The following is a 14,575-nucleotide window of genomic DNA, read 5'->3' on the forward strand; positions in this document are numbered from 1 at the left end:
AATATAAAGGCGGTGATATGGAGGATTTTGCTGTTGGCGCGAATTTGTGAGGAAGGTAACAAGACGCTGTACCCGCAACCGCGAGTACAGCGAGAAAACATTTAGTGCGCTTTCACCGTTTTGGCATTTTTCTGTTTCACCATATAACCCACGCCGAGGATCGCAATCCAGACCGGGATCAGGTAGACGGAAATCGCCATGCCTGGGGTGATGAGCATGATGACCAGTACAGCTGCCATGAACAGCAGGCAAACCCAGTTCCCCAGCGGATAGAGCAGGGCAGGGAAGCGCGTGGTTACGCCCTGCTGCTGCTTGGCGCGGCGGAACTTGATGTGCGCGAGGCTAATCATTGCCCAGTTAATCACCAGGGCGGAAACCACCAGCGCCATCAGCAGACCGAAGGCTGATTCCGGGGCCAGGTAGTTAATCAGCACGCACAGCGCCGTCACGACCGCCGACACGATGATGGTATTAACCGGTACGCCACGCTTATCAACGGTGAGCAGCGCTTTCGGTGCGTTGCCCTGTTGCGCCAGGCCGAACAGCATACGGCTGTTGCAGTAAACGCAGCTGTTATAAACGGAGAGCGCAGCGGTCAGCACCACGACGTTGAGCGCGTTCGCCACGAAGGTATCGCCCAGCTCGTGGAAGATGAGCACAAACGGGCTGGTATCCGCCGTGACGCGCGTCCATGGCAGCAGCGAGAGCAGCACCGCCAGGGAGCCCACATAGAAGATCAGGATGCGGTAGATAACCTGATTTGTGGCTTTCGGGATGCTCTGTTCCGGGTTGTCGGCTTCCGCGGCGGTGATGCCCACCAGCTCCAGACCGCCGAAGGAGAACATAATTATCGCCATCATCATCACCAGGCCGGTCATGCCGTGAGGCAAGAACCCGCCTTGCTCCCAAAGGTTGCGCACGGTGGCCTGCGGGCCGCCGTTGCCGCTGAACAGCAGCCAGCCGCCGAAGATGATCATCGCTACAACGGCAATCACTTTGATGATGGCAAACCAGAACTCCATCTCACCGAACACTTTTACGTTGGTGAGGTTAATGGCGTTAATCAGGACGAAGAAGGCCGCCGCAGACGCCCAGGTGGGGATCTCCGGGTACCAGAACTGAATGTATTTCCCGACGGCGGTCAGCTCGGCCATGGCAACCAGAACGTACAGAACCCAGTAGTTCCAGCCCGAGGCGAAACCTGCGAAGCTGCCCCAGTATTTATAGGCGAAGTGGCTGAATGAGCCTGCGACCGGCTCCTCAACAACCATTTCCCCTAACTGACGCATAATCAGAAATGCAATGAAACCCGCTATCGCGTACCCCAAAATAATGCCCGGACCGGCCGACTGGATAACCGATGCACTGCCCAGAAACAGGCCAGTACCAATAGCACCGCCCAGGGCGATGAGCTGTATATGGCGGTTTTTAAGGCCGCGCTTTAGCTGATCGCCATGCTGTTGAGCTTCCATTTGAAACCTCGTGTGTGGTTGTTATGTTCACGCTGTGCGTGTGTAATTATGAAAGTCCATATTCTGTATTTATTTCTTTACGGTTAACGATACCGAAAAAAGCGGAGATGGCTTCCGTTAGCGCCAGAATAGTGGTAAGCGCCAGCGAATGCACCTGCTTTATGAAGGGGCGATGACGACTTGAATAAAAAGAAACCAATTGTAAATCGGTACGTTAACCCCTCATACCCCAACCTATAGAATAGAAATTCATCATAAGAGGGCGAATTTTCATTTTTTGCCTTGTTGAATCGCTTCAGATTGCAAAAACCCTCGTTTCATTATGGTTAAAACTGCCTCTTTGGTAGTAACCATTTCATTTGTGCAAAGTTACATTCCTGAAACGTTAGTTCTGTAAGGTTGTTAAAATGTGCCGGGTTTACTGATTTCAATCAAAACCAATATGGACAGAAGGTGAATACTTTGTTACTTTAGCGATACGAACATGAAATTGGTAAGACCAATTGACTCCGGGCAAAAAGGCGTAAGACAGGGAATATGGCCTACAGCAAAATTCGCCAACCAAAACTTTCCGATGTGATTGAGCAGCAGCTGGAGTTTTTAATTCTCGAAGGGACACTGCGCCCGGGCGAGAAGCTCCCGCCAGAACGCGAGCTGGCAAAACAGTTCGACGTTTCACGTCCCTCTCTGCGTGAGGCGATTCAACGTCTCGAAGCAAAGGGCCTGTTGCTCCGTCGCCAGGGTGGCGGAACCTTTGTGCAAAACAGCCTGTGGCAGAGCTTCAGCGACCCGCTGGTAGAACTTCTCTCTGACCACCCAGAATCCCAGTTTGATCTGCTTGAGACCCGTCACGCGCTGGAAGGTATCGCGGCCTATTACGCCGCCCTTCGCAGCACTGATGAAGACCGCGTACGTATTCGCGAGCTGCATCAGGCCATTGAACGGGCACAGCAGTCCGGCGATTTAGACGCCGAGTCCAGCGCCGTCGTCCAGTATCAAATTGCCGTCACCGAAGCGGCGCACAACGTGGTGCTCCTCCATCTGCTACGCTGCATGGAGCCGATGCTGGCCCAGAACGTTCGTCAGAATTTTGAATTGTTGTATGCCCGTCGGGAGATGCTCCCGCTGGTAAGCAACCATCGCACCCGAGTATTCGAGGCGATAATGGCCGGGGAACCGGAGCAGGCGCGCGAAGCGTCGCACCGCCATCTGGCTTTCATTGAGGAAATCTTGCTGGACCGCAGCCGTGAACAATCGCGTCGCGAACGTTCATTACGCCGCATACAGCAACGAAAGGATTAAGCGCCAGGAACTTTTAGAGCGCGGCAACTAAACGCAGAACCTGTCTTATTGTGTTTTCTGGCGAAAATACAATGGGACAGGTTCCAGACAAATCAACGTATTAGATAGATAAGGAATACCCCCATGTCAGAACGTCTCCAAAATGACGTGGATCCGATCGAAACTCGCGACTGGCTACAGGCGATCGAATCGGTCATCCGTGAAGAAGGTGTTGAGCGCGCTCAGTATCTGATTGATCAGCTGCTTTCTGAAGCACGCAAAGGCGGCGTGAAAGTGGCTTCAGGTGCAGGGGCTAGCAACTACGTAAACACGATTGCCGTCGAAGACGAACCGGAATACCCGGGCAATCTGGATCTGGAACGCCGTATCCGTTCTGCTATCCGCTGGAACGCCATCATGACCGTTCTGCGCGCATCCAAGAAAGACCTGGAACTGGGTGGCCACATGGCGTCCTTCCAGTCTTCTGCGACCATTTACGAAGTGTGCTTCAACCACTTCTTCCGTGCAGCTAACGAGAAAGACGGTGGCGATCTGGTGTACTTCCAGGGCCACATCTCTCCGGGCATCTATGCACGTGCCTTCCTGGAAGGTCGTCTGACTGAAGAGCAGATGAACAACTTCCGTCAGGAAGTTCACGGTAAGGGTCTGTCTTCTTACCCGCACCCTAAACTGATGCCTGAGTTCTGGCAGTTCCCGACCGTATCTATGGGTCTGGGTCCAATCGGTGCGATCTATCAGGCTAAATTCCTGAAGTACCTGGAACACCGTGGTCTGAAAGACACCTCTGAGCAGACCGTTTACGCCTTCCTGGGCGACGGTGAAATGGATGAGCCAGAATCTAAAGGCGCGATCACCATCGCGACCCGTGAGAAGCTGGACAACCTGTGCTTCATCATCAACTGTAACCTGCAACGTCTGGATGGTCCGGTAACCGGTAACGGCAAGATCATCAACGAACTGGAAGGCATCTTCGCAGGTGCTGGCTGGAACGTGATCAAAGTGATGTGGGGCGGTCGTTGGGATGAACTGCTGCGTAAAGACACCAGCGGTAAACTGATCCAGCTGATGAACGAAACCGTTGACGGCGACTACCAGACCTTCAAATCTAAAGACGGTGCCTACGTTCGTGAGCACTTCTTCGGCAAATATCCTGAAACCGCAGCCCTGGTTGCAGACTGGACTGACGAGCAGATCTGGGCGCTGAACCGCGGTGGTCACGATCCGAAGAAAGTTTACGCTGCACTGAAAAAAGCGCGTGAAACCAAAGGTAAAGCGACTGTGATCCTGGCCCACACCATCAAAGGTTACGGCATGGGTGATACCGCAGAAGGTAAGAACATCGCTCACCAGGTTAAGAAAATGAACATGGACGGCGTGCGTTATATCCGCGACCGTTTCAACGTTCCAGTGACCGATGAGCAGGTAGAAAAACTGTCTTACATCACCTTCCCGGAAGGGTCTGAAGAACACAAGTACCTGCACGAACGTCGTCAGGCGCTGAAAGGCTACCTGCCTGCTCGTCAGCCTAACTTCACCGAGAAGCTGGAACTGCCAGCGCTGGAAGATTTCTCTCAGCTGCTGGAAGAGCAGAACAAAGAGATCTCTACCACTATCGCTTTCGTTCGTGCCCTGAACGTGATGCTGAAGAACAAGTCGATCAAAGATCGTCTGGTTCCAATCATCGCCGACGAAGCGCGTACTTTCGGTATGGAAGGTCTGTTCCGTCAGATCGGTATCTACAGCCCGAACGGCCAGCAGTACACCCCGCAGGACCGTGAGCAGGTTGCATACTACAAAGAAGACGAGAAAGGCCAGATCCTTCAGGAAGGTATCAACGAACTGGGTGCAGGCGCATCCTGGCTGGCCGCTGCGACCTCTTACAGCACCAACAACCTGCCGATGATCCCGTTCTACATTTACTACTCCATGTTCGGGTTCCAGCGTATCGGTGACCTGTGCTGGCAGGCAGGCGACCAGCAGGCTCGCGGCTTCCTGATCGGTGGTACTTCCGGTCGTACGACCCTGAACGGTGAAGGTCTACAGCACGAAGATGGTCATAGCCACATTCAGTCTCTGACTATCCCTAACTGTATCTCTTACGATCCGTCTTACGCGTACGAAGTGGCAGTCATCATGCATGACGGCTTGCAGCGCATGTACGGTGAAGCGCAAGAGAATATTTACTACTACATCACCACCCTGAACGAAAACTACCACATGCCGGCAATGCCAGCAGGTGCCGAGGAAGGTATCCGTAAAGGTATCTACAAACTCGAAACCATCGAAGGTAGCAAAGGTAAAGTTCAGCTGCTGGGCTCCGGTTCTATCCTGCGTCACGTTCGTGAAGCAGCGCAGATCCTGGCGAAAGACTACGGTGTGGGTTCCGATGTGTACTCTGTTACCTCCTTCACTGAACTGGCGCGTGATGGCCAGGATTGTGAGCGCTGGAACATGCTGCACCCAATGGAAACCCCACGCGTTCCGTACATCGCTCAGGTGATGAACGACGCGCCAGCGGTGGCGTCTACTGACTATATGAAACTGTTCGCTGAGCAGGTTCGTACTTACGTTCCAGCTGATGATTATCGCGTACTGGGTACTGACGGCTTCGGTCGTTCTGACAGCCGCGAAAACCTGCGTCACCACTTCGAAGTTGATGCTTCCTACGTGGTTGTAGCAGCACTGGGCGAACTGGCTAAACGTGGCGAAATCGATAAGAAAGTGGTTGCAGACGCAATTACTAAATTCAACATCGATGCAGATAAAGTTAACCCGCGTCTGGCGTAAGAGGTAAAAGAATAATGGCTATCGAAATCAATGTACCGGACATCGGGGCTGATGAAGTTGAAATCACCGAGATCCTGGTCAAAGTGGGCGACAAAGTTGAAGCTGAACAGTCGCTGATCACCGTAGAAGGCGACAAAGCTTCTATGGAAGTCCCGTCTCCTCAGGCTGGCATCGTTAAAGAGATCAAAGTCTCTGTTGGCGATAAAACCGAGACTGGCAAACTGATCATGATTTTCGATTCCGCCGACGGTGCAGCAGCTGCTGCACCTGCGCAGGAAGAGAAGAAAGAAGCCGCTCCTGCTGCTGCTCCAGCGGCGGCCGCGGCAGCGAAAGAAGTGAACGTGCCTGACATCGGCGGTGACGAAGTTGAAGTCACTGAAATCCTGGTGAAAGTGGGCGATACCGTTGCGGCTGAGCAGTCACTGATCACCGTAGAAGGCGATAAAGCCTCTATGGAAGTACCAGCGCCATTCGCCGGTACCGTTAAAGAGATCAAGATCAACACCGGTGACAAAGTGTCTACGGGTTCCCTGATCATGATTTTCGAAGTGGCGGGCTCTGAAGGCGCTGCGGCTCCAGCGAAAGCGGAAGCTGCTCCGGCTCCGGCTGCTGCACCAGCGGCTGCTGGCGGCGTGAAAGACGTTAACGTACCAGACATCGGCGGTGACGAAGTTGAAGTGACCGAAGTGATGGTGAAAGTGGGCGACAAAGTTGCCGCTGAACAGTCACTGATCACCGTTGAAGGCGACAAAGCTTCCATGGAAGTGCCTGCGCCGTTCGCGGGTACCGTTAAAGAGATCAAAATCAGCACCGGCGACAAAGTCTCTACCGGCTCTCTGATCATGGTCTTCGAAGTGGAAGGCGCTGCACCTGCCGCCGCTCCTGCTGCTGCGGCTGCTCCGGCACCGGCTGCTGCACCGGCTCAGGCTGCTAAACCGGCTGCTGCCCCTGCTGCTAAAGCAGAAAAATCTGAGTTCGCTGAAAACGACGCTTATGTCCACGCGACTCCGCTGATCCGTCGCCTGGCGCGCGAATTCGGCGTGAACCTGGCGAAAGTGAAGGGCACCGGCCGTAAAGGTCGTATCCTGCGCGAAGACGTTCAGGCTTACGTGAAAGACGCGGTGAAACGCGCCGAAGCTGCACCTGCGGCAGCCGCTGGCGGCGGTATCCCGGGTATGCTGCCATGGCCGAAAGTGGACTTCAGCAAGTTCGGCGAAATCGAAGAAGTGGAACTGGGCCGTATCCAGAAAATCTCCGGTGCTAACCTGAGCCGTAACTGGGTGATGATCCCGCACGTTACCCACTTCGATAAGACCGATATCACCGATCTGGAAGCGTTCCGTAAACAGCAGAACGCCGAAGCTGAGAAGCGTAAGCTGGACGTGAAGTTCACCCCAGTGGTCTTCATCATGAAAGCGGTTGCGGCGGCGCTGGAACAGATGCCACGCTTCAACAGCTCCCTGTCCGAAGACGGCCAGAAGCTGACGCTGAAGAAATACATCAACATCGGTGTTGCGGTTGATACGCCAAATGGTCTGGTTGTTCCGGTCTTCAAAGACGTGAACAAGAAGAGCGTCACAGAGCTGTCCCGTGAACTGACCACCATCTCCAAGAAAGCGCGTGATGGTAAGCTGACTGCCGGCGAAATGCAGGGCGGCTGCTTCACCATCTCCAGCATCGGCGGCCTGGGTACCACCCACTTCGCGCCGATTGTGAACGCGCCGGAAGTGGCTATCCTCGGTGTGTCCAAGTCCGCGATGGAGCCGGTGTGGAATGGCAAAGAGTTCGTACCGCGTCTGATGATGCCAATCTCTCTGTCCTTCGATCACCGCGTGATCGACGGGGCTGATGGTGCGCGTTTCATCACCATCATTAACAACATGCTGAGCGACATTCGCCGCCTGGTGATGTAATCGAAAAGCCGGCCAATCGGCCGGCTTTTTTCTGATAATCTCATGGGGTTTTTGAGGTTATTGGTGAAAGCGATAATTCGTGAGCCGTTTGTTGTTTCAAAATTGTTAACAATTTTGTAAAATACGGGCGGATAGAACGACCCGGTGGACGACGGGTATACATTAAGAGGTCATGATGAGCACAGAAATCAAAACTCAGGTCGTAGTACTTGGGGCAGGCCCGGCAGGTTACTCCGCAGCATTTCGCGCCGCGGATTTAGGTCTGGAAACCGTCATCGTAGAACGTTACAGCACCCTCGGCGGTGTTTGTCTGAACGTCGGCTGTATCCCTTCTAAAGCGCTGCTGCACGTAGCGAAAGTTATCGAAGAAGCCAAAGCGCTGGCTGAACACGGTATCGTCTTCGGCGAGCCGAAGACCGACATCGACAAAATTCGTACCTGGAAAGAGAAAGTTATCACTCAGCTGACCGGCGGTCTGGCGGGTATGGCCAAAGGCCGTAAAGTGAAAGTGGTAAACGGTCTGGGTAAATTCACCGGTGCGAACACCCTGGAAGTGGAAGGTGAAAACGGTAAAACCGTGATTAACTTCGACAACGCGATCATCGCGGCAGGCTCTCGCCCAATCGAACTGCCATTCATTCCACATGAAGATCCACGCGTGTGGGATTCCACCGATGCGCTGGAGCTGAAAACCGTTCCTAAGCGTCTGCTGGTTATGGGCGGCGGTATCATCGGTCTGGAAATGGGTACCGTGTACCATGCGCTGGGTTCAGAGATCGACGTGGTTGAAATGTTCGACCAGGTTATCCCGGCTGCCGACAAAGACATCGTTAAAGTCTTCACCAAACGCATCAGTAAGAAATTCAACCTGATGCTGGAAACCAAAGTGACTGCCGTTGAAGCGAAAGAAGACGGTATTTACGTTTCCATGGAAGGCAAAAAAGCCCCATCCGAACCACAGCGTTACGACGCCGTACTGGTGGCTATCGGCCGTGTGCCGAACGGTAAAAACCTCGACGCGGGCAAAGCTGGCGTGGAAGTGGACGACCGTGGCTTCATCCGCGTTGACAAACAGCTGCGTACCAACGTGCCGCACATCTTTGCTATCGGCGATATCGTCGGTCAGCCAATGCTGGCGCACAAAGGTGTTCACGAAGGTCACGTTGCCGCTGAAGTTATCGCCGGCATGAAGCACTACTTCGATCCGAAAGTGATCCCATCTATCGCCTACACCGAGCCAGAAGTTGCATGGGTTGGTCTGACTGAGAAAGAAGCGAAAGAGAAAGGCATCAGCTACGAAACCGCCACCTTCCCGTGGGCTGCTTCTGGCCGTGCTATCGCGTCCGACTGCGCAGACGGTATGACCAAACTGATCTTCGACAAAGAAACTCACCGTGTAATCGGTGGTGCGATTGTCGGTACCAACGGCGGCGAGCTGCTGGGTGAAATCGGTCTGGCTATCGAAATGGGCTGTGACGCGGAAGACATCGCGCTGACCATCCACGCTCACCCGACTCTGCACGAGTCCGTGGGCCTGGCGGCAGAAGTGTTTGAAGGTAGCATCACCGATCTGCCAAACGCGAAAGCGAAGAAGAAATAAGTTTCTTCAGATGAAAAAAGCGGCCTCAGGCCGCTTTTTTTATGCACTGCGTTCAGGGGGTGACAGGCTGCCAGGTTTTATCCGGGTGGTATGCAGCGAGCGCCTGCGCTTTCTGCGCCGAATCGTTGCCGAGATTTGCCTGATAAACCTTGTCTTCCTGGTTAACGACAAAGCTCATTACCCCCGTCTGACCATAGCTTACGGGCCAGGCAACCATCGCAAAGCCATTTTTATCCGACAGAATGCGGAACCGATAGCCGTGATAGCCCATACCAGGCTCCGGCGGGCTAAAGGCGGGACCCAGCGGGCTTGGCGCTTCGCCCGGCGAGATGGGCCAGTACAGGCCGTCTTTTAGCCCTGGCGTGCTGACAATCTTCTGTGCATAGCGGTGGTTCATGGCGTAGTAGCTCCGCTGTGCGTCGACGTAGGCGTGCAGCGCTTCGATAGCCGCGAGTTCGTTGCGGCCGATTTCGCGGGTCAGGATCTCATCAGCCGCTTTCTGCATATCAAATTGCCAGCCCTCTTTTTTCTTCACTACCGGTATGGGGAGTTGCCAGCCGTTATCGCCAACTGACAGATGGGCAATATCGCCGCTGATTTCGGTACGATGGTTTATCTTCCAGTCACGCAGGAATCGAGCCACCGCCTCCGGATCAACCCCTTCAGGTGGCAGATAATCGCGCCAGTTATCCCCCAGCAGGTCGGCCATCGCTCTCTCATTCTGCTCGCTGATGGCCTTCGTCAGGGCATTGGCCGCCTGCTCAGGTGTGGAGAAAGATTGCTGGGCGAAGGCGAAGGTGGATACCATCAACAACAGCATTCCACCGATCGGTTTCATGTTCATAGCGGCTCCCTTAACGACGGTGGAATTCATGGTGTTCGGTATGGTGTTCGGACAGCTGCTGGCGGAAGCTGGCACGCTGCTCATTGTTCAGCGACGCGTGCTGGCGGCTTTGCAGCCCGCGCTGGTGCTGGGCCTGCCAGCTGGCCGAACGGCTGTCGTTGCCGCTCAGGGCGTTTGCCCGCAGCGGCTGATGCTGAACCTGCGTCGGGCGTCTGGTTTGCGCAAGAGTATTATTCATCTGTTGTGCGTGGGGCCGCACGCTGTCGTAGCCGCGGTAGTTGCTGCGCTGAGAGAGCTGCTTCAGTTGCTGCGCGGACGCTGAATGTTGCGGGAAATGCGCGTCGCCATGCTGTAGCTGTGTGAGCGTTTTGCCCGTCGACTGCTGTACCTGCGCCATCGCGGCCTGCCGCTGGCTATCGCGGTTGACCGGCTGCTGCCGGGTAGCGCTCAACCCGCCCGGCACTGAAGTCTGATGATAGCGGCTGGCAAGCTGGCTATTGGCGTAGGGCACGCCGTTGCGGTAGGCCGGATTATGCTGCCAGACCTGGTGATTATCGGTACGGTGCTCGCCGGTGATCTTATTGAAGTTATTAACATTAATATTAATGTTATCGCCGTTATGCGAATAACCGCCGTGGTGATCGTGATGATGATCGTCGTCATCGTCCCAGTCGATGTTACTGAACAGCGCATAGGTGGTGGCTACGCCGAGGCTATAGCCAAAGCCTCTGACAAAACTATTGGTAAACTGCTGGCCGGGAGACGGAGGCAGATACACCGGCGGATAGCTGGCATTTGGCCACGTGCCGTAAACGGTGGAAGGGTTGTAGGTAGGGACATAAACCACCTGTGGATCGGCTGGCTCAATTTTAATCACCGTCGGACTAGCCGACGTTGACGTCGCGGCTGTACTGGCGGAGGCTGGCGCAGATTTTTTCACGGTGGTGACGGTCTGCTGCGGGGTGGATTGCAATGTGCCTGTCTGCTTCGCCAGCAGGCGCAGACGCTGCACGGAATCCATCACATCCTTTGGCTGGGCCAGAAAGGCGTCGCCGAGGCTTTGTACCCACGACGGGTTTTCCCCCATCAGCGACATTAACTGCGGAAAGGCGACCAGCGATTTCACGCTGGCATCCCATGGCTGCCCGCTGACCGCCTGAATGGCGGCATCGCCCTGCATTTTAGGGTTGTCCTTTGACCACTGGGCGGCCTGAATCACGCTCGCCGGATAGGTTGAGGCCATCAGAATTTGCGACAGCAGCGCGTCGGGGTAGAGCGCAATGGGCGCGGTCCACTGATCGATCTGCGCGGCGGTATAGGCAGGGGTGGCCACCGGGGCAGGCTGTGCTGCCGGGTCGGGGAGCTGCGGGGCTACCGGCGCAGGTGCGGGAGCGGGTTCCGTTGCGCGGCTTTTAACGAACATGACGCCTGAGGCGGCAAACAGCCCCGCACTGCAAAGCAGAACAAGAAGATGTGGTTTAAAAGGCAACTTCATAGATTGACTCCAACGAGACGAGTGCAGTGCCGTGAGGCGTTGCTGTTGCCGCGAGTATCATTCACCCGTGTTTTACAGTTTTGACTTTTGTTGGGAAAAACTCCGAAGCATCCGGATAAAGAGTGTGAGTATTTATTACACAATTATATCGGATGGCTGAGCAGGCGACGGAAATTCAGAAGGCCGCTCTTGCGAGCGACCAGCAGCGCGTTGCCGGGGGGGGGGGCGACAGACTTACGGAACTGCTTCCGGGCCCGGTGACGGGGTGCTACATAATGCTTAACGATTCAGCAAATTTTTTAATGTTGCTTTTTTGTAAACAGATTAACACTGTGCAGAAATCCTGCTATGCTGCCCGACGCGGTATCGGGCATTTACCCTACAAACTGCTGTCTCACAGGAGCGTGAAGAGAACGCCCGCCGCATATGACAATGAGAGCGAGGAGAACCGTCGTGCTAGAAGAATACCGTAAGCACGTAGCAGAACGTGCCGCCGAGGGAATTGTACCCAAACCGTTAGATGCAACCCAAATGGCCGCGCTCGTCGAGCTGCTGAAGAATCCGCCTGAGGGCGAAGAAGAATTCCTGTTAGATCTGCTGATCAACCGTGTACCGCCTGGCGTAGATGAAGCTGCCTACGTAAAAGCCGGATTCCTTGCCGCCGTTGCCAAAGGCGAAGCCACCTCCCCACTGGTTACTCCTGAAAAAGCGATTGAACTGCTCGGCACCATGCAGGGTGGCTATAACATTCATCCGCTGATTGACGCGCTGGATAACGACAAGCTGGCACCGATTGCCGCTAAAGCGCTCTCTTCAACGCTGCTGATGTTCGATAACTTCTACGATGTGGAAGAAAAAGCTAAAGCAGGCAACGTCTATGCGAAGCAGGTGATGCAGTCCTGGGCCGATGCCGAATGGTTCCTGAACCGCCCTCAGCTTGCTGAAAAAATTACCGTTACCGTCTTCAAAGTGACCGGTGAAACCAACACCGATGACCTCTCCCCGGCACCGGACGCGTGGTCTCGTCCTGATATCCCTCTGCACGCCCTGGCGATGCTGAAAAACGCCCGTGAAGGCATTGAGCCGGACCAGCCGGGCAGCGTTGGCCCGATCAAACAGATCGAAGCCCTGCAACAAAAAGGTTTCCCGCTGGCTTACGTGGGTGACGTTGTGGGTACCGGCTCTTCCCGTAAGTCCGCCACCAACTCCGTGCTGTGGTTCATGGGCGACGACATTCCGCACGTGCCAAACAAGCGCGGCGGCGGCCTGTGCCTCGGCGGCAAAATTGCGCCAATCTTCTTCAACACCATGGAAGATGCTGGCGCGCTGCCGATCGAAGTGGATGTCTCTAACCTGAACATGGGCGACGTGATTGACGTTTACCCGTATAAAGGCGAAGTGCGTAATCACGAAACTAACGAGCTGCTGGCGAGCTTTGAGCTGAAAACCGACGTGCTGATCGACGAAGTACGTGCTGGTGGCCGCATTCCGCTGATCATCGGCCGTGGCCTGACCACCAAAGCGCGTGAAGCGCTGGGTCTGCCGCACAGCGACGTGTTCCGTCAGGCGAAAGACGTGGCGGAAAGCAACCGTGGCTTCTCGCTGGCACAAAAAATGGTCGGTCGCGCCTGCGGCGTCGCTGGTATCCGTCCTGGCGCGTACTGCGAGCCGAAAATGACCTCCGTCGGCTCTCAGGACACCACCGGTCCGATGACCCGTGATGAGCTGAAAGACCTGGCGTGCCTGGGCTTCTCTTCCGATCTGGTGATGCAGTCCTTCTGCCACACTGCGGCGTATCCGAAGCCGGTTGACGTGACCACGCACCACACGCTGCCAGATTTCATCATGAACCGCGGTGGCGTGTCTCTGCGTCCGGGCGACGGCGTTATCCACTCCTGGCTGAACCGCATGCTGCTGCCGGATACCGTCGGTACCGGCGGTGACTCCCATACCCGTTTCCCAATCGGTATCTCCTTCCCGGCGGGCTCCGGTCTGGTGGCGTTTGCTGCCGCGACCGGCGTGATGCCGCTGGATATGCCGGAATCGGTGCTGGTGCGCTTCAAAGGTAAAATGCAGCCGGGTATTACCCTGCGCGACCTGGTTCACGCGATCCCGCTGTATGCCATCAAACAGGGTCTGCTGACCGTTGAGAAAAAAGGGAAGAAAAACATCTTCTCTGGCCGCATTCTGGAAATTGAAGGTCTGCCGGATCTGAAAGTTGAGCAGGCTTTCGAGCTGACCGATGCCTCCGCTGAGCGTTCGGCTGCGGGCTGTACCATCAAGCTGAACAAAGAGCCGATTATTGAGTATCTGAACTCTAACATCGTGCTGCTGAAGTGGATGATTGCAGAAGGCTACGGCGACCGTCGTACGCTGGAGCGTCGTATCCAGGGCATGGAAAAATGGCTGGCCGATCCGCAGCTGCTGGAAGCCGATGCTGACGCAGAGTACGCGGCGGTGATCGACATCGATCTGGCGGATATCAAAGAGCCAATCCTGTGTGCACCGAACGATCCGGACGACGCGCGTCCGCTGTCCGAAGTTCAGGGCGAGAAGATCGACGAAGTGTTCATCGGTTCGTGCATGACCAACATCGGCCACTTCCGTGCAGCCGGCAAGCTGCTGGATACCCACAAAGGCCAGCTGCCAACCCGTCTGTGGGTGGCGCCGCCAACCCGTATGGACGCGGCTCAACTGACCGAAGAGGGCTACTACAGCGTGTTTGGTAAGAGCGGCGCGCGTATCGAAATTCCTGGCTGTTCCCTGTGTATGGGCAACCAGGCGCGCGTAGCCGACGGCGCGACGGTGGTCTCCACCTCGACCCGTAACTTCCCGAACCGTTTAGGTACCGGTGCGAACGTCTTCCTGGCCTCTGCGGAGCTGGCGGCGGTTGCGGCGCTGATTGGCAAACTGCCAACGCCGGAAGAGTACCAGACCTTTGTGGCTCAGGTGGATAAGACGGCGGTGGATACCTATCGCTACCTGAACTTCGACCAGCTCTCTCAGTACACCGAGAAGGCAGACGGGGTGATCTTCCAGACGGCGGTATAAACAGCAAAACCGTCTCTACGAGACGGTTTTTAGTGTTTGCACCCTCTCCCGTGGGAGAGGGACGGAGTGAGGGCATCAGGCCGCAGGGTCTTGCTCTCACCTTTTTATTTT

General features: G+C 55.3%; 8 protein-coding genes. 5 read left to right on the top strand and 3 right to left on the bottom strand.

The features are described from left to right. Positions 1–101: 101 nt before the first annotated feature. Positions 102–1,472 carry an aromatic amino acid transporter AroP gene (aroP, locus tag SK53_RS16490; protein WP_003856317.1) on the bottom strand — a complete coding sequence of 457 codons (1,371 nt, stop codon included), beginning with the start codon at positions 1,470–1,472 and terminating at the stop codon, positions 102–104. Between the two features lie 537 nt (positions 1,473–2,009). Between aroP and pdhR the strand changes: the two genes are divergently transcribed. The 4 genes from pdhR (at position 2,010) to lpdA (ending at position 9,074) form a co-directional block, all read left to right on the top strand. Next, entirely contained in the window at positions 2,010–2,774 is a 765-nt protein-coding gene (gene pdhR, locus SK53_RS16500; RefSeq protein ID WP_006173806.1) for a pyruvate dehydrogenase complex transcriptional repressor PdhR, read from the top strand. A gap of 123 nt (positions 2,775–2,897) precedes the next feature. Beyond that, positions 2,898–5,561 carry a pyruvate dehydrogenase (acetyl-transferring), homodimeric type gene (aceE, locus tag SK53_RS16505; protein WP_003856315.1) on the top strand — a complete coding sequence of 888 codons (2,664 nt, stop codon included), beginning with the start codon at positions 2,898–2,900 and terminating at the stop codon, positions 5,559–5,561. A 14-nt stretch (positions 5,562–5,575) separates the two neighbouring features. Next, on the top strand, positions 5,576–7,474 hold the full coding sequence (gene aceF / locus SK53_RS16510; protein ID WP_023315404.1) for a pyruvate dehydrogenase complex dihydrolipoyllysine-residue acetyltransferase: 1,899 nt from the start codon (positions 5,576–5,578) through the stop codon (positions 7,472–7,474). Between the two features lie 175 nt (positions 7,475–7,649). Next, positions 7,650–9,074 carry a dihydrolipoyl dehydrogenase gene (gene lpdA, locus SK53_RS16515; RefSeq protein WP_003856313.1) on the top strand — a complete coding sequence of 475 codons (1,425 nt, stop codon included), beginning with the start codon at positions 7,650–7,652 and terminating at the stop codon, positions 9,072–9,074. Between the two features lie 52 nt (positions 9,075–9,126). On the opposite strand, the gene SK53_RS16520 is transcribed toward lpdA, so the two are convergent. Both SK53_RS16520 and SK53_RS16525 read right to left on the bottom strand, forming a co-directional pair. Further along, positions 9,127–9,918 carry a DUF2950 family protein gene (locus SK53_RS16520; RefSeq protein ID WP_048209795.1) on the bottom strand — a complete coding sequence of 264 codons (792 nt, stop codon included), beginning with the start codon at positions 9,916–9,918 and terminating at the stop codon, positions 9,127–9,129. Between the two features lie 10 nt (positions 9,919–9,928). Beyond that, complete coding sequence (locus tag SK53_RS16525; RefSeq protein ID WP_048209796.1) at positions 9,929–11,413, bottom strand: DUF3300 domain-containing protein; 1,485 nt, start codon at positions 11,411–11,413, stop codon at positions 9,929–9,931. A 453-nt stretch (positions 11,414–11,866) separates the two neighbouring features. Here SK53_RS16525 and acnB point away from each other — a divergent pair, with 453 nt between their 5' ends. After that, positions 11,867–14,464 (top strand): bifunctional aconitate hydratase 2/2-methylisocitrate dehydratase, encoded by a 2,598-nt coding sequence (gene acnB, locus SK53_RS16535; RefSeq protein WP_023315407.1) that lies wholly within the window; start codon positions 11,867–11,869, stop codon positions 14,462–14,464. The last annotated feature ends 111 nt before the right edge of the window (positions 14,465–14,575 follow it).

It is taken from the genome of Enterobacter sp. MGH119 (assembly GCF_001037675.1).
Classification (GTDB): Bacteria; Pseudomonadota; Gammaproteobacteria; order Enterobacterales; family Enterobacteriaceae; genus Enterobacter; species Enterobacter hormaechei_C.

Excerpts from the sequence above, each read along its gene's own strand:
- aroP (WP_003856317.1), bottom strand. The coding sequence starts at position 1,472 with ATGGAAGCTCAACAGCATGGCGATCAGCTAAAGCGCGGCCTTAAAAAC.
- pdhR (WP_006173806.1), top strand. The coding sequence starts at position 2,010 with ATGGCCTACAGCAAAATTCGCCAACCAAAACTTTCCGATGTGATTGAG.
- aceE (WP_003856315.1), top strand. The coding sequence starts at position 2,898 with ATGTCAGAACGTCTCCAAAATGACGTGGATCCGATCGAAACTCGCGAC.
- aceF (WP_023315404.1), top strand. The coding sequence starts at position 5,576 with ATGGCTATCGAAATCAATGTACCGGACATCGGGGCTGATGAAGTTGAA.
- lpdA (WP_003856313.1), top strand. The coding sequence starts at position 7,650 with ATGAGCACAGAAATCAAAACTCAGGTCGTAGTACTTGGGGCAGGCCCG.
- SK53_RS16520 (WP_048209795.1), bottom strand. The coding sequence starts at position 9,918 with ATGAACATGAAACCGATCGGTGGAATGCTGTTGTTGATGGTATCCACC.
- SK53_RS16525 (WP_048209796.1), bottom strand. The coding sequence starts at position 11,413 with ATGAAGTTGCCTTTTAAACCACATCTTCTTGTTCTGCTTTGCAGTGCG.